General features: G+C 68.0%; 14 protein-coding genes. 13 read left to right on the top strand and 1 reads right to left on the bottom strand.

Translation table 11 applies throughout. The features are described from left to right. The first annotated feature begins 51 nt into the window (after positions 1-51). Positions 52-1,077 carry a Gfo/Idh/MocA family protein gene (locus ACEYYH_RS18070; RefSeq protein WP_374975685.1) on the top strand — a complete coding sequence of 342 codons (1,026 nt, stop codon included), beginning with the start codon at positions 52-54 and terminating at the stop codon, positions 1,075-1,077. 36 nt (positions 1,078-1,113) lie between these two features. Here the strand turns inward: ACEYYH_RS18070 and ACEYYH_RS18065 are convergent, their stop codons facing one another. Further along, positions 1,114-2,823 carry a DUF5597 domain-containing protein gene (locus tag ACEYYH_RS18065; RefSeq protein WP_374975684.1) on the bottom strand — a complete coding sequence of 570 codons (1,710 nt, stop codon included), beginning with the start codon at positions 2,821-2,823 and terminating at the stop codon, positions 1,114-1,116. Between the two features lie 215 nt (positions 2,824-3,038). Here ACEYYH_RS18065 and uxaC point away from each other — a divergent pair, with 215 nt between their 5' ends. The 12 genes from uxaC (at position 3,039) to ACEYYH_RS18005 (ending at position 18,678) form a co-directional block, all read left to right on the top strand. After that, entirely contained in the window at positions 3,039-4,466 is a 1,428-nt protein-coding gene (gene uxaC, locus ACEYYH_RS18060; RefSeq protein WP_374978255.1) for a glucuronate isomerase, read from the top strand. Continuing rightward, complete coding sequence (locus ACEYYH_RS18055) at positions 4,463-5,788, top strand: mannitol dehydrogenase family protein (RefSeq protein WP_374975683.1); 1,326 nt, start codon at positions 4,463-4,465, stop codon at positions 5,786-5,788. The genes uxaC and ACEYYH_RS18055 overlap by 4 nt, the downstream gene beginning before the upstream one ends. A gap of 165 nt (positions 5,789-5,953) precedes the next feature. Continuing rightward, complete coding sequence (locus ACEYYH_RS18050; RefSeq protein WP_374975682.1) at positions 5,954-7,513, top strand: ABC transporter substrate-binding protein; 1,560 nt, start codon at positions 5,954-5,956, stop codon at positions 7,511-7,513. 58 nt (positions 7,514-7,571) lie between these two features. After that, complete coding sequence (locus tag ACEYYH_RS18045) at positions 7,572-8,513, top strand: ABC transporter permease (protein ID WP_374975681.1); 942 nt, start codon at positions 7,572-7,574, stop codon at positions 8,511-8,513. 20 nt (positions 8,514-8,533) lie between these two features. Beyond that, positions 8,534-10,330, top strand: a complete 1,797-nt coding sequence (locus tag ACEYYH_RS18040; protein WP_374975680.1) for an ATP-binding cassette domain-containing protein — start codon at positions 8,534-8,536, stop codon at positions 10,328-10,330. Further along, entirely contained in the window at positions 10,327-11,148 is an 822-nt protein-coding gene (locus tag ACEYYH_RS18035; RefSeq protein WP_374975679.1) for an ATP-binding cassette domain-containing protein, read from the top strand. Before ACEYYH_RS18040 ends, ACEYYH_RS18035 begins: the two co-directional genes overlap by 4 nt. A gap of 55 nt (positions 11,149-11,203) precedes the next feature. Further along, positions 11,204-12,997 carry a beta-glucuronidase gene (uidA, locus tag ACEYYH_RS18030; RefSeq protein WP_374975678.1) on the top strand — a complete coding sequence of 598 codons (1,794 nt, stop codon included), beginning with the start codon at positions 11,204-11,206 and terminating at the stop codon, positions 12,995-12,997. Positions 12,998-13,016: 19 nt separating this feature from the next. Then, positions 13,017-14,255, top strand: a complete 1,239-nt coding sequence (manD, locus tag ACEYYH_RS18025; protein WP_374975677.1) for a D-mannonate dehydratase ManD — start codon at positions 13,017-13,019, stop codon at positions 14,253-14,255. Continuing rightward, positions 14,245-14,796, top strand: a complete 552-nt coding sequence (locus tag ACEYYH_RS18020; RefSeq protein WP_374975676.1) for a gluconokinase — start codon at positions 14,245-14,247, stop codon at positions 14,794-14,796. Before manD ends, ACEYYH_RS18020 begins: the two co-directional genes overlap by 11 nt. Continuing rightward, entirely contained in the window at positions 14,786-15,844 is a 1,059-nt protein-coding gene (locus ACEYYH_RS18015; protein WP_374975675.1) for a LacI family DNA-binding transcriptional regulator, read from the top strand. Before ACEYYH_RS18020 ends, ACEYYH_RS18015 begins: the two co-directional genes overlap by 11 nt. A 105-nt stretch (positions 15,845-15,949) precedes the next feature. Continuing rightward, the gene (locus tag ACEYYH_RS18010; protein ID WP_374975674.1) at positions 15,950-16,939 is read left to right on the top strand and encodes a Gfo/Idh/MocA family protein; all 990 of its coding nucleotides are present in this window, start codon (positions 15,950-15,952) and stop codon (positions 16,937-16,939) included. Further along, positions 16,936-18,678, top strand: a complete 1,743-nt coding sequence (locus tag ACEYYH_RS18005; RefSeq protein WP_374975673.1) for a family 43 glycosylhydrolase — start codon at positions 16,936-16,938, stop codon at positions 18,676-18,678. The genes ACEYYH_RS18010 and ACEYYH_RS18005 overlap by 4 nt, the downstream gene beginning before the upstream one ends. Positions 18,679-18,733 lie beyond the last annotated feature (55 nt).

Genomic DNA, 18,733 nt, shown 5'->3' with positions numbered 1-18,733 from the left:
GGCGGGAGGCGCCACGTCGCACTCCCGCCGCACCCTGTCGAAGGCTTTCCCATGAAGAACGTCCGCTGGGCGATCGTCGGTACCGGCGACGTGTCCACCGCCATCGCACTCGACTTCCATCGGGCCGCCGACGCCGAGCTGGTTGCCGTCTGTTCACGGTCCGAGACCCGCGCCGCGTCCTTCGCCGCCGACATCGGCGCCTCGCGTGGCTATGGAGACCTCTCGCAACTGTGGGACGACCGCACGATCGATGCTGTTTACATCGCCACACCGCACGGCACCCATCGGGCGATCGCCCGAGCCGCGCTCGCGGCAGGAAAGCACGTCATGGTGGAGAAACCGCTTGCTTTGACTCGCGCGGAAGCCGCCGACATCCTCGACCTGTCCTCCAGTGTCGGATTGCTCGCCATGGAAGCAATGTGGATGAAGTTCAGCCCGATGATGGAGGGTCTGCGCCAAACGGTGCGCGAGGGCGCGATCGGTGAGGTCCGCAGCATCCGCGCGTCCTTCGGCGTCCCCTTCCCGCGCGGTGTCGGAAGCCGGTGGTCTGCCGCGCTCGGCGGCAGCACGCTGCTGGATCAAGGCATCTACCCGGTCACTCTCGCGCACATCCTCCTCGGAGATCCGGCCGCGGTGAATGCGCGGGCGGAGTTCGAAGGTGGCGTGGACGTGTCCGTCCACGCCACTCTGGAGTACGCCGGTGGGAAGTACGCGCAGGTGGCCGCCTCCTGCGTCGAATACGCCGACATGTCGGCCACGGTCAACGGCACCGCCGGGTGGATCACGATCGACGCCCCGTTCTGGGCCGGCTCGGGATTCACAGTGCACCGGCCGTCGAGCGGACTCACCGGTGGAGAGCGGCGGGAATTCACGATCGAGGGCAACGGGTTCACACCGATGATCGAGGCCGCATGCCGAGCCATCCTCTCGGGCTCGCTCCTCGTGGACGAGCACACGCCGCTCGACATCCTCGCCGTCTATCGCCAGCTCGATGACCTGCGTCGATCCGTCCCCTCGTGGGGCATGACCGGCGAGGCGGGACTTTTCCCCCTTGGGCCACCGAACGATAGCGAATAGGCGCCGACGGCAGTGTCGGGGAAGGCACTCGACGGGTTAGTCAACCGCACTGCCGGGCCGCCGCAGCAGCGAGATCCGCACCGTGCGCACGTCATCGCTGCGGAACATGAAATGCCGCTCGTCTCCGTTGAGCGTCCGCCGCGGCGCCCACGCCCCGTCGCGATAGGTTCCCTCGAGCAGCCGGTCGAACTCGACGACCGCGTCTGTGCGGCTGAAGGCGACCGACGCGTGCCGCGCGACAACGACGAACTCGTCCGCGTCGACCTGCAGGATGAGCCCATAGCCGACGACCTCGTCGGCGGCGGCGCCCGTGCCCTCCCCGAAGAGGCCGAACGTCTGGAACGAGCCGGAGATCGTGATCTCGAAGCCCCCGATCGTCGCCGTTTGCCGTTCCCCGGTCCGGACGCGGAAGCCGTGGATCCGATCGTTCGCCTGTGCCTCGAGAATCAGGTCGGTCATCTCGTTGAGCACCGCGTACGCGCGGAACAGCTCGCTGTCGTCGGGCACGGATTCGATGCCGAACGGGTGGAAGCCGATCGCCTTGTGGGCACCCAAGGCGACGAAGGCGAGAGCGGCGTCGGGGCGCGCCTCAGGGACGAAGATCGGATTCCCGTTGACGTCGTACTGCGCGAGTGTGCCCTCGAAGTCGTCGATGTAGATGTCGGGCGACAGGAACGCCAGGCTCGGCGCGCCGATCTGCCAGACATCGAGCATGCGGGCGACCGGGCCGCCGCTCGGATACTGGCCCGGTGCCTGCGCGTTGGGCTGCGGCCCCAGCCATGCGTTCGTGAACACGGGGAGCCCGTGCGCGGCGACACCCGCCTGCGCGACGCGGTCCACATAGCGGCTGAAGCCCCAGCTCATGAAGACTTCGTCGCCGTCGCCGTTCGCACCGAACACCTCCGCCCACGTGCCGGCCGTGCGGCCGCCTGCGGCCGTCCAGACCTCGCGCAGCCAGGGGTGGAGCGTATCGCCGCGCCGGCCCAGTCCCTCCAGGAGCTCCTGCGGTACCTGTCGTTCGTATGCAGCGGTCGCGAGGGGCGAGCGGTCGCGGCTGTCGCCCAGGAGTCCGACTTCGTTCTCGACCTGCACCGCGATGACCGTGTGGTCGGTGTCGATCTCGGCGAGGTGAGCCATCAGCGCGGCGAACGCACGGGCGTCGGCTGCCAAGAGGTCCTCGCCGAACACGCTCAGGATCGGGGCGTCGAGCGTGAATCGGCCCCTCACCAAGTTCTCCTGATCCCGCTCGGCGCGGGGGAAACGCGCCTCGTCGCGACGCACCCAGGACGGCGCGTACGTGGACTCCGCGTTCTTGTACGCGCCGAACCAGATGAGGACGAGTCGGATGCCGCGTGCGCGCGCCTGCTCGATCTGATCGTCGACGGCCGCGAAGTCGAAGCGTCCCTCCTCGGGCTCGACGAGCTGCCAGCTGGCGACGCCGATGACCGTCCGGACACCGTTGCTTGCGAGCTTGTCCCAGATGGGCGCCATGTACTCGGGACTCGACGCGCTGGAGTTGTGCAGCTCGCCGCCCAGCGCGAGGTAGGGCTTGCCGTCCACGATGAGCTGACTCGTCTTTCCGGCGCGCCGCAGATGGGGAAGGGTTCCGGTCGTTCCGCCTGGCTGCTGGTCATCGATGACCGATTCCATCGTGAGTCCTCCTCGAAAGGGCGCGGCGACGCCGACGACGCCGACACATCTGATGCTCACAGGATGACAACCGATTGTCAAACACTGCTTCCGCATCCAACGCGGCTGGCCAGTCGCAGCCAACGGCGAGTCCGGTCTGCTTGCGGTCGGCTTGCGGGCAAAGTAGTGTGCAATCGGTTGCCAGTTTGATCCGGCCGCCCTGATCACGGAAAGACGACGATGACTTCTGCCCTCCACGATTGTGCGACCGCCCCGGAGCCGGCGGGGGTGGCCCCTTGAATACAGGCAGCGGTAACGGTCTGCGCCTCCCCGTGATCGATCCGCGCCGCGGCCGCGTCGCGACCACCGGCGCCCCGACCCGCGATCCGGACCGCCTGTTCCCCGCCGAGGCCCGCACCCGTGACATCGCGCGAGCTCTGTACGAGCGCGTCGCGACGGCGCCGATCGTCTCACCGCACGGTCACGTACCGGTGGAATGGATCGCGCACGATGAACCGTTCACCGATCCCACAGCGCTGCTCGTCACGCACGATCACTATGTGACCCGACTGCTGCACGCGTCGGGAGTGGATCTGGCCGACCTCGGTGTCGGCGGGCATCCGATCGATCCTCGCGAGGCATGGCGCATCTTCGGCGAGAAGTGGCGTGTATTCGCGGGGACTGCCATGGGCTACTGGCTCGAGGAAGAGCTGCACTCCGTGCTCGGCATGGATCTCGAGCCGTCTGCGGAGACTGCGGAACTGCTTTTCGACGGCATCCAGGCCAAGCTTGACACACCGCCCTTCCGTCCGCGCGCGCTCTTCGAGCGGTTCGGCATCGACGTGCTCGCCACGACAGACGATCCGCTCGACGATCTGCATCTCCACTCCGAGATCGCCGCGAGTGGCCTCGCCGGGCGCGTGCTGCCCACATTCCGCCCCGACCGCTATATCGATCCCGACGCACCGGGCTTCACCGCGGACGTGGATCGCCTCATCGGCCACGAGGGACAGGCGACGACCTTCCCCGGATACCTCGAGGCACTGTGCGCTCGCAGAGCGCATTTCATCCGCCACGGGGCGACCTCCGCCGACCACGGAGTCGAGGATCCCCACACGGTCGACATGACGCCCGACGAGGCGGCCAGCCTCTTCCAAGCGGTGGTCGCGGGTCGGGCGGACGCGCGCCAGCGTCGAGCGTTCCGCGGTCACATGCTTCTGCAGATGGCGCGGATGAGCGTCGAGGACGGTCTGGTGATGACGCTCCACGCCGGCGTGGTTCGCAACCACAGCACGGCGACCTTCGAGCGGTTCGGCCCCGACACGGGTCACGACTTCCCGCGGCGCACTGACTTCGTGAGGGGTCTCAGGCCCTTGCTCGAGCGGTTCGGATTGGAGAAGTCCTTCCATCTCGTGCTGTTCGCCGTCGACGAGACCGTGTACTCGCGCGAGATCTCTCCGATGGCGAGCTTCTACCCGAGCGTCTACATCGGCGCGCCGTGGTGGTTCCTCGACGCGCCCGACGCGATGGCTCGTTTCAGGTCCGCGGTCACCGAGTCTGCGGGCTTCTCGCGCGGCTCCGGCTTCATCGATGACACGCGCGCGTTCCTCTCGATCCCCGCGCGTCACGACACGGCGAGGCGGGCGGATGCCTCGTTCCTTGCCCGTCTCGTCCGCGAGGGCCGGCTCACCGAGGCCGCCGCGGGCTCGATCCTGGAGGACATCGTCGGTCCTCAGCCGAAGCGGGTGTTCAAGCTGTGACGGGTCCCCATGATGACGCGCCGACGCGCTCGCGGCCCGCACCGCCGGTGCGGATCGTCCATCTCGGGCTCGGGGCCTTCAGCCGGTCGCATACGGCGTGGTACACCAGCCGCGCCGACGACGCGGCGCAGTGGGGGATCGCGGCCTACACCGGTCGAAGTACCGGTCTCGCCGACGCCCTCACCGCCCAGGACGGCGTGTACTCGCTGGTCACCCGTTCGGCCGCAGGCGACCGTCAAGAGGTGGTCGAAAGCATCGTGCGTGCCCATCCGGGCGACGACATGGCATCACTTCTCGCAGATCTCTCCGCTCCCACGACGGTGATCGTGACGCTCACGATCACCGAGGCGGGCTACCGCACGGGCGCCGACGGACTGCCCGACGACCTGGATCCGCTCGTCGTCGCCGACCGCCGGCTGCTGGCGCGCGTCGCCGAAGGTGACGCCGACGCCGCGCGGGGGATGCGGACGGCCCTGGGACGGCTGGTCGCCGGGCTCGACGCGCGTCGGCGGGCAGGCGCCGGACCGCTGGCGGTCGTCTCGTGCGACAACCTCCCCGACAACGGCGGGCATCTGTCGCGAGCAGTGTTCGGGCTGGCAGCATCCGTTCCCGAGACCGCCCGTTGGTGCGCGGACCAGGTGTCCTTCGTCTCGTGTTCGGTCGATCGCATCACTCCTCGTGTCGAGCCCGCCGAGCTGGCGCGACTCACTGCGCGGTACGGGGATGCTGCTCCCGTCGTCGCGGAGGACTTCAGCGACTGGGTCATATCGGGTGAGTTCCCCGCCGGCCGGCCGGCATGGGAGACCGCGGGAGCGCGATTCACGGTCGACCTGGAGCCCTGGGAGGCGCGCAAGCTGTGGCTCCTCAATGGGGCGCACACGATCCTGGCGTGCCTTGGCCCGCTGCGGGGCCACGACCTCGTATCCGAGGCGATCTCCGATGAGGTCTGCCGGGATGCGGTGGAACACTTCTGGGACGATGCGCAGCGGAGCCTTCCTGGGGGCCTGGGCCTGCCCGCCTACCGCCACGCGCTGCTCGAGCGCTTCGCGAACCCGCGCATCGCGCACCCGCTGGCGCAGATCGCGCTCGACACCGCGACCAAAGTGCGACTGCGAATCGTACCCGTGGCCGAACGTGAGCGCGCTGCTGGCCGGCCCGCATCGGGTGCAGCCGGGGCGCTGGCCGCATGGCTCGCGAGCGACGGTGCGATCGGAGCTACCGCTACCGGTCTCGCCAGGGTCAGCGCTTCGCTAGCGGAGGACGACGAGTTCGTGGCGGAGCTCACCCGAGCAATCGGTCGTGCCGCCGCCCCGAGCCGCTGAGCGAGGATCACGAAACGGATACGTTTCAAAACAATCTTGGCAATCGGTTGTCACCACGGCAATTGGGTGATTTACTTGCCTCGAAGCACACCGTGTGACTCTTCACCCGAAGAATCTGTCAAGCGGTTGCATGTCCACCGCATTCATTCAAAGGAGTCTGGATACATGTCGATTTCCCGCCCCGGCCGCATGCCGCGCCGTCTCGCATTCGCGGGCGCTGCGACGCTGACGGCCGTGCTGACCCTGTCGGCCTGCGCCGGCTCCCCGGACGCCGCACCGAGCGGCTCCTCCAGCCCCGTCGTGGAGAAGGACCTCGCCATCGCGGCGGTATCGGGGCCGAACTCGCTCGACCCCGCACAGCTCGTCGACGGGCAGCAGATGTTCGTCTGGTCGTCGATCCTCGACACGCTGCTGGCGAAGGAGAACAACACCGGCGAGCTCATTCCCAACGCCGCCGAGAGCTGGGAGTACAACGAAGACGGCACCGAGTTGACGCTCAAGCTGCGCGAAGGAATGACCTTCAGCAGCGGCGACCCCGTGAACGCCGACGCTGTCGTCACCACGATGCTCCGCAATAAGAACACCCCCGGGATCGTGCAGGTCAAGTACGGCGCCGTCTCCGACGTCACCGCCGAAGACGACCTCACCGTCGTCGTGCACTTCACGCATTTCGACCCCCAGTTCCTCGCCAACCTCGCACAGAGCACCGGCGCGATCGGCGATCCGGCGACGATCGACGACGAGCGCACCGCGACCGATCCCGTGGGCTCCGGTCCGTTCACGCTTGACACGACGAAGACCGTGCCGGGCAGCACCTACGTCCTGAACAAACGCGACGACTACTGGAACGCGGACGCGATCCCGTTCAAGACCTTCACGGTGCGGGTGCTGCAGGACCCGACGGCGTCGTTCAACGCGCTGCAGGCAGGAGAGATCAACGCGGGGACCGTGCAGACGCAGCTGCTGGGCCAGCTCGGCGACGAGTATGCCATCCAGCCGATCGAGGCCCAGGCCGTGGCCTACCTCGACATCCTCGATCGCGGGGGCGAGCAGTGGCCATGCCTCGGCGACCAGCGCGTGCGTCAGGCGATCAACTACGCCATCGACCGCGAGGGCGTGCTCGAAGGTCTCTTCGCCGGCGTCGGCAAGGTGACGGAGCAGGTCTTCAGCCCGTTCGGCCAGGTCTACGACGAGGAGCTCAACGAGACCTACGACTACGACCCCGAGAAGGGCGCCGAACTCGTCGAGGAGGCGGGCTGCGCCGGCGAGAGTTTCCAGATCCCGAGCACGTTCCTGTCGACCTCGCTCGAACCGACCCTCACGCAGGCGTTCGCCGATATCGGTCTGACGCTGGAATGGGTGCCGGTGCCGCCGCAGCAGGCGCAGTCCGCCCACCTGTCGGGCGACTACCCGCTCAGCTTCCAGATCACCGGATTCAACTCGGACCCGGCGGACGCGGCGTCGCACTACAGCACGAGCGGCTACTCCAACCCGCGCGGCTACACCGATCCGACGATCGACGCGCTGTTCGAGACCATCAACACGACGGTCGACTTCGACGCGGCGCTCCCGGCCTACCAGGAGCTCAACGCGTACGCCGTCGACCAGGCCTTCGAGGCGCCGATCGTCTTCGTCGGTGGAACGTGGGCCGCTCGTGACGGCATCGTCGTCATCGACGACGGCCGCTCCGTCCCCACCGTGCGCCAGTTCGGCGTCAGCGAGTGATGCCGTCCGGGGATGGGGGCACCCGCCCGCATCCCCGGACCGATCCCAGGGAACGACGATGACCTCGTACATCCTGCGCCGGCTCGGTGCCGGCCTCGTGCTCGCGGTGCTGGTGACCTTCATCACCTTCCTTCTGCTGAGCACCTCCTTCCAGGACGTCGCGAAGACGATCCTCGGCCAGTCGGCGACCCCCGAGACCACCGAGGCTCTCATGCAGTCCAAGGGGTGGGACCAGCCAGTCGTGGCTCAGTACTTCAACTGGCTGGCGGGAGCCGTCCAGGGCGACTTCGGCACCTCGGTGTACACCTCTCTTCCCGTGGCTCCCACGGTGCTGCAGCGCCTCGCCGTCACACTGTCCGTGATCCTGCCCGCCCTCATCCTGACCGTGATCTTCTCGACGATCCTCGGTGTCTGGGCCGCGTCGCGCGGCGGAGCGGCTGACCGCCTGTCCCAGGGGATCTCCCTCATCGGCTACATCATCCCCGGGCTCCTGTTGGCCATCGGCCTGGTGGTGATCTTCGCGGTGCAGCTCAAATGGCTTCCGGCGACCGGCTACACGCCTCCCGGCGAGGATCCGGCCGCTTGGGCGCGCAGCATCACCATTCCGGTGATCGTGCTCACCATCGGCGGCGTGGCGAATATGGCGGCCCAGGTGCGCGGTCGCATGATCGACGAGCTTCGCCGCGACTACGTGCGCACTCTCCGTACCCGCGGAGTGTCGACCACCTCGATCGTGGTCAGGCATGCGCTCCGCAACGCGGCGAGCCCTGCGCTGACGGTCATGTCACTGGAGTTCATCGCCATGTTCGGCGGCGCGCTCATCATCGAGAACGTCTTCGCGCTGCCCGGCTACGGCAGCTTCGCGTTCAACGCGTCGCTCCAGGGCGACATCCCTGTGATTATGGGCATCACCGCCTTCGGCGTGCTGCTCGTCACCGTGGTCAACCTCCTCACGGACCTGGCCAACGGTTGGCTGAACCCGAAAGCGAGAGTCCATTGAGCGACGAACGTGGAACCCTCATGAATGAGATGACGGCGCCCAGCACCGAACTCATCGTCGCCCTCGAAGACGCGGCGACCGCCTCGCGGACGCCGATGTGGAGGCGGCTGCTCAAGGACCCGCAGTTCGTCATCACGACGAGCATCCTGCTGGCCATCTTCCTGCTCGGCATCCTCACTCCCGTCCTCACCCAGCATGGGCCGAACGACGCGGATCTCGCGATGGTCAACGCGCCCGTCGGCACCCCGGGGTACCCGCTCGGAGCCGACGAGACGGGGCGCGACATCTGGACACGACTGCTGCACTCCATCAACACCGCCGCGATCTCGGCCCTCATCGGCGCCGGCGTCGCGCTCATCGTCGGTGTGGTCGCGGGACTGGTCGGCGGCTACTTCGGATCGGTCACGCGGGCGTCGACCGAGTGGCTGTTCAGCCTCATCATGACGTTCCCCGGCATCCTGCTGCTGATCATCCTGATGCCCGTCACGGGCGGGGACTACCGCTTCACCATGCTGATCTTCGGTGTGCTGCTGTCTCCGGGGATCTACCGGATCGTCCGCAACCTCGTCGTCGGGGTGAAGAACGAGCTCTACGTCGACGCCGCTCGCGTATCCGGCCTGGGCGATCTGCGGATCCTGGGCCGACACGTCCTGTTCGTCGTGCGCGGGCCGATCATCATCGCCGCCGCCTTCCTCGCCGGCTCCGCGATCGCGGTCCAGTCGGGGCTTGCGTTCCTCGGCGTCGGGTCGCTGCAGATCCCGAGCTTCGGCGCGATGATCTCGTCCGGCTTCCGAAACCTCTATATCGCACCGACGCAGTTCCTGTGGCCGAGCCTCATGCTCGGCGTCATCACCGCGGCGCTCGTGCTGCTCGGCAACGCCTTGCGCGACACGCTCGAGGGCTCCAAGCCCACGCCGGTCAAGGTCGGCGACGGACAGCGCGTGGCAGGTGAGGGGACCGCCGGCCGAGTTGCGGGGACGGGACTGCTCGACATCGCCGATCTCGGCATCGCCTACCGGGGTCCCAGCGGCGACCCCCGCGAGGTCGTCCGCGGCGTGTCGCTGTCGATCGCGCGTGGTCAGGTCGTGGGGCTGGTCGGAGAGTCTGGATCGGGAAAGACCCAGACCGCCTTCGCGAGCCTGGGCGTGCTGCCTCCCGAAGCGGTCATCACCCGCGGCTCGATCCGTTTCGACGGCGAGGAGCTCGTCGGACTGAGCGACGCCGAGATGCGGCCGCTCCGCGGAAAGGCGATCGCGTACATCCCGCAGGAGCCGATGTCGAATCTCGATCCGTCATACCGGGTCGGCGCACAGCTCGTCGAGGGTGTGCGCGCGGCGCTGAAGATCTCGAAGAAGGAGGCGAAGGAGCGCGTGCTCGCCCTGCTGGAGCGTTGCGGCATCGCTGACCCTCAGCGCACCTTCGACTCCTACCCGCACCAGATCTCCGGCGGCATGGCGCAGCGCGTGCTCATCGCCGGTGCGGTCGCGAGCGGGCCGAAGCTGCTGATCGCCGACGAGCCCACGACGGCGCTCGACGTGACGGTTCAAGCCGAGATCCTCGATCTGCTCCGCGATCTTCAGGCGGAACTCGACATGGCGATCCTGCTCGTCACCCACAACTTCGGCGTCGTCGCCGACATCTGCGACCGCATCGTCGTGATGCAGAAGGGCGCCGTTGTCGAAGCGGGGCCGGCGGTGGAGATCTTCCGCAATCCCCAGCACGAGTACACCAGGATGCTGCTCGGCGCGATCCTCGACGAGAGCGTGGTCCGCTCCGACGCGCCGGTCGCTGCGGCATCGGAAGGAGCCGTCCGATGAGCCTCCTCAAGATCGCCGACCTTCGGGTCAGTTTCCCCGGCCGGGGATGGCGCGCGAAGCCCGTCGAAGTGCTGCACGGGGTCTCCCTCGATGTCACGCCGGGCGAGACACTCGGTCTCGTCGGTGAGTCGGGGTCGGGTAAGACGACGATCGGTCGCGCGGTGCTCGGTCTGGTCAAGCCTTCAGGTGGTGAGATCTCGTTCCGGGACGAGACGATCAGCCGGCTCGCCCCGCGAGCGCGCCGGCGCCTCAGCAAGGACATCCAGGTCGTCTTCCAAGACCCGTACACCTCCCTGAATCCCTCGCTCACCATCGGGGACATCCTCGCGGAGCCGCTAGTGGTGCAGGGAGCCACCGCGAAGGATGCCCGGACGAGGGTGCGCATCCTGCTCGACCAGGTCGGGCTGCCTGCGGACGCCGCCGACCGCCTCCCGCGCGAGTTCTCGGGAGGGCAGCGCCAGCGCGTCGCCATCGCGCGGGCGCTCGCTCCCCAGCCGAAGCTGATCGTCTGCGACGAACCGGTGAGCGCCCTCGATCTGTCCACCCAGGAGCGCGTTCTCGACCTCTTCATGGAAATCCAGCGATCCACCGGCGTGGCGTACCTCTTCGTGTCGCACGACCTCTCGGTCGTCCGCCACATCAGCCACCGGGTCGCCGTCCTCTACCGGGGCGACATCGTCGAGACCGGTCCCGCCGCGACAGTCACGACCACACCCGACCACCCCTATACGCAGCGGCTGCTGCTGGCGGCGCCGGTGGCCGACCCGGTCGTCCAGCAGCAGCGACGCGAGGAGCGTCGCCGGCTCCTGGCGGCGTGATCGACCCCTGATCTCCCCAACCGTTACAGCGCAGAGAAGCGCAGGAAGGCCATCGATGCTGAAGCCCACGCCCACCCCCACCCGTGAACTCGTCAATCTGGACGGCGTCTGGCGGTTCGGGATCGACACGCGACTGACAGAGCAGCCGTGGACCGCGGTACTCGACACACCCCTCGAGGCCGCCGTGCCCGCGAGCTACAACGACCTGTTCACCGACCCCGAGATCCGCGACCACGTCGGATGGGTCTACTACCAGCGCGAAGTTCGCGTGCCGCGCGGCTGGGGTGGCGAACGCATCCTGCTGCGGTTCGATGCGGCCACGCATGCGGCGCGGGTGTACGTGGACGACGCGCTCGCGGGGGAGCACGTCGGCGGATACACGCCGTTCGACATCGACATCACCGACGCCGTGGAGACCGGCGGCGCCTTCCGGCTGACGGTCGCCGTGAGCGGAGATCTCTCGAACGAGACGATCCCGCCCGGCAAGATCGAGGTCGGCATGACGGGCAAGCGCGTCCAGACGTACTTCCACGACTTCTACAACTACGCCGGGCTGGCGCGCTCGGTGTGGCTGTACTCGCTGCCCGCCACGCGCATCGACGACGTCACCGTCGTGACCGGCTTCGAGGGCTCGACCGGCATTGTCGACTACCAGGTCGAGGTCGTGGGCGACGCTGACGTGCGCGTGCGGCTGACGGATGCGGCCGGCGCCGTCGTCGCGGAGGGCTCGGGGTACGAGGGTGCTCTCCAGGTACCCGACGTCGTGCTGTGGAAGCCGGGGGCCGCCTACCTCTACGAACTGACCGTGGAGGCGGTGCAGCGCGACACCGTCGTGGACTCGTACCCCGTCGCCGTCGGCGTGCGGACCGTGGAGGTGCGCGGCCACGAGTTCCTCATCAACGGCGAGCCGTTCTATTTCACCGGCTTCGGCAAGCACGAAGACACCGCGATCCGCGGCAAGGGCCACGACAACGCCTACATGGTGCACGACTTCCAGCTTCTCGAGTGGTCGGGGGCGAACTCGTTCCGCACCTCGCACTACCCGTACGCCGAAGACGTCCTCGACTTCGCCGACCGGCACGGAATCGTCGTCATCGACGAGACCGCGGCCGTCGGACTCAACATGGGCGTCGTGGGCGGTCTGAGCGGCACCCCGCCCTTTCCCACGTTCTCGGAGCAGTACGCCGGTGCCGCGACGCAGGCCGCGCACGCGCAGCACCTGCGCGAGCTCATCGGCCGCGACAAGAACCACCCGTCGGTGGTCATGTGGTGCATCGCGAACGAGCCGGCGTCGAACGAGGACGGCTCGCGCGAGTACTTCGAACCGCTCGTGAACCTCGCGCGCGAGCTCGATCCGACGCGTCCGCTCACCTACTCGCTGGTCATGTTCGCGACGTTCAAGAACGACCAGATCGTCGACCTGTTCGACGTGGTGAGCATGAATCGCTACTACGGCTGGTACATCAACGCCGGCGATCTCGCGACGGCCGAGCTCTACCTGCAGGGCGATATCCAGGGCTGGGTCGACCGGACGGGCAAGCCCATCATGATGACCGAGTACGGTGCTGACACCATGCCGGGTCTCCACTCCGTCTGGGACCAGGTCTGGACCGAGGAGTACCAGACCGACCTGCTGGAGATGTACCACCGCGTGTTCGACCGCTTCCCGCAATTCGTCGGCGAGCAGGTCTGGAACTTCTCGGACTTCGCGACCACCAATGGCCTGCACCGAGTGGGGGGCAACAAGAAGGGCATCTTCACGCGGGACCGCAAGCCGAAGTCAGCCGCATTCGCACTGCGCCGCCGCTGGCGCGGGCTCGACGGCCGCAAGCCCGGAACCGAATCCTGACATCGAGCGGAGCATTCCCATGATCATCGACAAAGCCGAAGTCATCGTCACCAGCCCCGACCGTAACTTCGTGACCCTGAAGCTCACGACGTCCGACGGTGTCACGGGATTGGGGGACGCCACCCTCAACGGACGCGAGCTGGCGGTCGTCGCCTACCTCAAGGACCATGTCGCCCAGCTGCTCATCGGGCGCGACGCGTCGCGGATCGAGGACACCTGGCAGTTCCTGTACCGGAGCGCCTACTGGCGCCGCGGCCCCGTCACCATGGCGGCGATCGCGGCCGTCGACATGGCGCTGTGGGACATCAAGGGCAAGGCCGCAGGCATGCCGGTGTACCAGCTGCTCGGCGGCGCGTCGCGCACCGGCCTGCTCGCCTACGGGCACGCGTCTGGCAAGGAGCTCCCCGAACTGTTCGACAGCATCCGGTCGCATCAGGAACAGGGCTACAGGGCGATCCGCGTGCAGACCGGCGTGCCCGGCCTGAAGTCGATCTACGGGATCGCCTCGAACGCGACCTTCGAAGCGAATACGGGTGTGCGCTACGACCACGAACCCGCTCAGCGCGGCGCGTTCCCCGCGGAGGAGGACTGGGACACCCGCTCCTACCTGCGCCACATCCCGACCGTGTTCGAGGCGGTGCGCCACGAGTTCGGGCCCGAGCTGCCGCTGCTGCACGACGCCCATCACCGGCTCACGCCGATCCAGGCGGCGAAGCTCGGCAAGTCGATCGAGCCGTACGACTTGTTCTGGCTCGAGGACTGCACGCCCGCCGAGAACCAGGAGGCGCTGCGCCTCGTGCGTCAGCACACCACCACGCCGCTCGCGATCGGCGAGATCTTCAACACCGTCTGGGACTACCAGCAGATCATCCGCGAGCAGCTCATCGACTACGTCCGCTCCGCTGTCACCCACACCGGCGGCATCACGCACCTGAAGAAGGTGCTCGACTACGCGTCGCAGTATCAGATCAAGTCGGGCATGCACGGTCCGACCGACATCTCGCCAGTCGGAATGGCCGCCGCGATGCACCTGGGCCTCGCGATCCACAACTTCGGCATCCAGGAGTACATGCGCCACGGTGAGAAGACCGACCAGACCTTCGAGCAGTCCTTCACCTGGAACGACGGATTCCTGCACCCGGGTGATAAGCCCGGACTCGGTGTCGAGCTGAACATGGACGAGGCCGGCAAGTACCCCTACGAGCAGGCCTACCTGCCGTACAACCGGCTCGCGGACGGCACTGTCCATGACTGGTGAGCTGCTCGTGAGCGCGGGCGAGGACGGACGAGCGGACGCTGCGCGCCGCGCCCGCGTCGTCGTCATGGGTGTCTCGGCGTCGGGGAAGTCGTCGGTCGGCGCCGAGCTCGCGCGTCTGATCGGCGCACGATTCGTGGATGCCGACGACCTGCACCCGGCCGCGAACGTCGCGAAGATGGCGGCAGGCATCCCCCTGGAGGACGAGGACAGATGGCCGTGGCTGGATGCCGTCGCAGCGACGATCACCGACGCCGAGCGGACGGTGGTCGCGTGCTCGGCGCTCAAGCGGTCGTATCGCGACCGGCTTCGAGACGCGGCGCCAGGCGTGGTCTTCGTCCATCTCACGGGGTCTCCCGAACTGCTGGCCGCCCGCGCCGGCGGTCGCGAGGGGCATTTCATGCCGCCTGCGCTGCTGAGCTCTCAGCTCGACACGCTCCAGCCGTTGGGAGAGGACGAGGTGGGAGTCGCCCTGGACGTGACTGCGCCGGTCGCCGATCTTGCGCGTGCCGCGCGGGGATGGTTGGACGCGCGTGCACGCTGACGACACCATCACGAGATCGGGCGAGGCGCCGCCTCCCGAACTCGTCGCTCGCATCCGGCGTCGAGGCGGCGCGGCGACGATCTACGACGTCGCCGAGCTCGCCGGAGTCAATCCGTCGACCGTCTCCCGGGCCCTCAGCAAGCCGGGCCGCATCAGCGAGAAGACCGAGGCGAAGATCCGCGACGCCGCCGAGCGGCTCGACTTCAGATTCAACCCGATGGCGCGGGCCCTGCCGACCGGACGCAGCCAGACGATCGGGCTGCTGGTCGCCGACATCACCAACCCCGTCGTGTTCGGCATCGTGCGGGGGGCCGAGCACGCTGCCGCGCGCGCGGGCTACACCCTGGTGATCGCCGAGTCGCAGGAGTCGGGGCAGGCGGAGGAGCAGGCGATCTCCCGCATGCTGCCCAGCGTGGACGGCCTGGTGCTGGCCACGACACGTCTGGCTGACGAGAAGATCGGGGCGCTCGCCCAGCGCAAGCCCATGGTGCTCATCAACCGTCGCGTCGGCACCGTCGCGGAGGTCCTCCCCGACGTCGAAAGCGGTGTCAACGCGATGATGGACCATCTCGTCGAGCTGCGTCACACGTCGATCGTCTACCTGGCGGGTCCCGAGACGTCCTGGATCAGCCGTCGTCGGTGGGAGTCGCTTCTCGACGCCGCTGAGCGCCTCGAGTGCGGAATGGTCGAGATCGGGCCGAACATTCCCACCATCGAGGGAGGCCGTGCGGCCCTGCGCCGAGTGCTCGCCGCGCGCGCGACCGCGGTCATCGCCTTCAACGACCTGATGGCGATCGGCCTCATGCAGGCGGCCGCGTCCGCGGGCGTGGACGTGCCCGGCACGCTGAGTGTCGCGGGCTTCGACGACATCTTCGGCAGCGAGCTGATCGTGCCGCCGCTGACGACGGTGCAGGCGCAGCTCGAGCGAGCAGGGGAGAGGGCCGTCGAGAAGGTGCTCTCCCAACTCGGCAACGACATCGATGAGAACAACGACGGCCCGTTGCCGACCCGCCTGATCGTGCGGGGCAGCACCGGACCGCGCGCGTGAGCCGTTGCCGGCTCATCAGCGGGCATCGCAGCACCATCACACACCACTTCGACAATCGGCTATCGCTCTGGTTCCCCTGACGGCGAGACCCCGAGGAAGGCAGACATGCACAGATGGGCCATCATCGGCACCGGCGACATCTCGGATCGGCTCGTGCCGGATCTGCAGGCGGTGGCGCCCGGCGCCATCACCGCGGCCTGGGGGAGGACACCGGAACGGGCGTCGACATTCGCCGCCGCCCACGGCATCCCCTTCTCCACCCACTCGCGCGAGGAGCTGCTGCAGCGCACCGACGTCGACGTCGTCTATATCGCCACGCCGGCGCACACCCACGCCGACATCGCGATCGAGGCGCTCGAAGCCGGCAAACACGTGCTGATCGAGAAGCCCATCGCGACCACTGAGGGCGAAGCGGAGCGCATCTTCGACGTCGCGCGCCGCACGCGGCTGTTCGCGATGGAGGCCATGTGGATGAGGTTCAACCCTCTCCACGTGGAGATCCTCGATCGCATCTCGGGTGGACTCCTGGGCGAGGTCAGCAGCGTGCGTGCGAGCTTCGGCACGCCGTTCCAGGCGCGCAGTCGCACGCTCACCCCGGCGCAGGGAGGCAGCATCCTTCGAGACCGCGGGATCTACCCGGTCGCCCTCGCCCAGTGGTTCCTGGGCGAACCCCGCCGCGTGCTGGCGTCGGGGGAGTTCATGGACGGCACGGATGTCGAGGGCTATGCCACGTTCGAGGCCGCGGACGGATTCGCGCAGCTCGCGTGGTCGGGAGTCCGGTTCCTCGACCTCTCCGCGACCGTGAGCGGTGAGCGCGGATGGGTCACACTCGCCCCCATGTTCTGGGCGGGGACCCGCGCCCGCGTGCATGCGGGGTCGGCCGAGCGGATCTTCGGGGCGCCCGAGATCGTCGAGCACCCGCGTGAGGGCAACGGGTACCGGCAGATGCTGGCCGCCGTCATCGGGGCGTTGGACGACGGGCTGCTCGAGCACCCCTGGCACGGCCGCGATGACACCCTGGCGCTGGCGCGGACGATGGATGCGGTGCTCGCCGACATGCACGCCTGCGCGGTGGCCGAGGAGGTGTCCCGGTGAACCGTGTCGTCTGCAATCCGGTCGATCTCGCGTACCGGTATCAGGATGTACGGATGCCGTTCGGTGGGCGCTCCGTCCACCGTGAGGCCGCAGATCCCACCGTCGTGCACTATCGCGGGCGCTACTACATGTTCGCCTCGATGACTCGCGGCTTCTGGCACTCCGAGGACCTGGTCGAGTGGGAGCTGCAGCACAGCGACCGGATCCCGGCGACCGACTATGCGCCCGACGTGCGCGAGGTCGACGGTGCACTCCTGTTCACGGCATCTCGTCGCGCGAAGGGTCGCTTCTTCCGCAGCGTCGACCCGCTCGCCGACGACTTCCAGGAGGTCGCTTCGAGCGAGATCGCCTTCTGGGATCCCGCCACGTTCCAGGACGACGACGGACGGCTGTATCTCTACTGGGGCTGCTCGCACAATCAGCCCATCCGTGGCGTGGAGCTCGACCGCGAATCACTGCAGCAGATCGGTGAGGGGGTGCCCCTCATCGAGGCGGACGCCGCGGTCCGTGGGTGGGAACGCCCCGGCGACGACTATGTACCCGTGGTGCGACGCGGGATCGCAGGCAAGATCATGGATGCCTACATCGGCGACTCGCCCTTCATCGAGGGCGCCTACCTGAACCGCGTCGCCGGGCGCTACCACCTCCAGTACGCGGGCCCGGGCACGCAGTACAACACGTACGCCGACGGCTCCTACACCGGAACGGGGCCGCTCGGTCCCTTCGAGTACGACCAGAACAGCCCGTTCTCGTCGAAGCCGGGAGGGTTCATCACCGGCGCCGGGCACGGCAGCACCTTCCAGGACCGGCACGGAAACTGGTGGCACGTGGCCACGATGCGGATCTCGGTCAATGCCGACTTCGAACGGCGGATCGGTCTGTTCCCCGCGGGATTCGACGACGACGGCGTGCTGTTCTGCAATCAGAACTTCGCCGACTTCCCGATGTCGATTCCCGACCGCGCCTTCGACCCGTGGACCGAGGCGTCTCCCGGCTGGATGCTGCTCTCGTATCGGGCCGAGGCCACGGCATCGTCCTTCCGTGCGGAGCACGAGCCGAAGCTCGCGACCGACGAGTCGGTGCGCACGTGGTGGGTGGCCGGCTCCCGAGAACACGGCGAATGGCTGAGCATCGATCTCGGCGCGGTGATGACTGTTCACGCGCTGCAGGTGAATCTCGCCGACCACAAGCTCGAGCAGCATGCGCCGAAGCTTCGTGATCTGGCGAAGGGCACCGTGAGCAAGCGCGGCATCTTCCCACACTCGTACCCCACGGAGTTCCGCGTCGAGGTCTCGGTCGACGGTGCAGAGTGGACGCTCGTCCACGACACCGCCGACGGGGGGGAAGACAGGCCGCACGCGTTCATCGTGCCGCCCGCGCCCCACGAGGTCAGGTACGTGCGCGTCACCGCCGGCGCCATGCCGTTCGGTGGGCCCTTCGCGCTCAGCGGTCTACGGGTGTTCGGGCACGCCGATGTGGCGAAGCCGGCGGCGGTCACGCCGACGGCGACCCGGCCCGATGCACGCACGGCCGTCCTCGCCTGGGACGCGGTGCCGGGCGCCGTCGGCTACAACATCCGCTACGGCCTCGCGCCGGAGAAGCTGTACCACAGCTGGCTGGTCTACGACCGCACGGAGCTCGAGATCGGCTCGCTTAACGCGGGGCCGAGGTACTGGGCCGCAGTCGACAGCTTCAACGAAGCGGGGGTCACCCTCGGGCCCGTCGTACGGATCGGCTGACCGACGGTCCGATGGCAGGAACGCGCGAGAACCCCTGACACCCAAGTCTTCAACA

It is taken from the genome of Microbacterium trichothecenolyticum, assembly GCF_041938625.1.
Taxonomy (GTDB): Bacteria; Actinomycetota; Actinomycetes; order Actinomycetales; family Microbacteriaceae; genus Microbacterium; species Microbacterium trichothecenolyticum_D.
The sequence above is the reverse complement of the archived record's forward strand: the minus strand, read 5'-3'. Positions and strand labels throughout refer to the sequence as shown.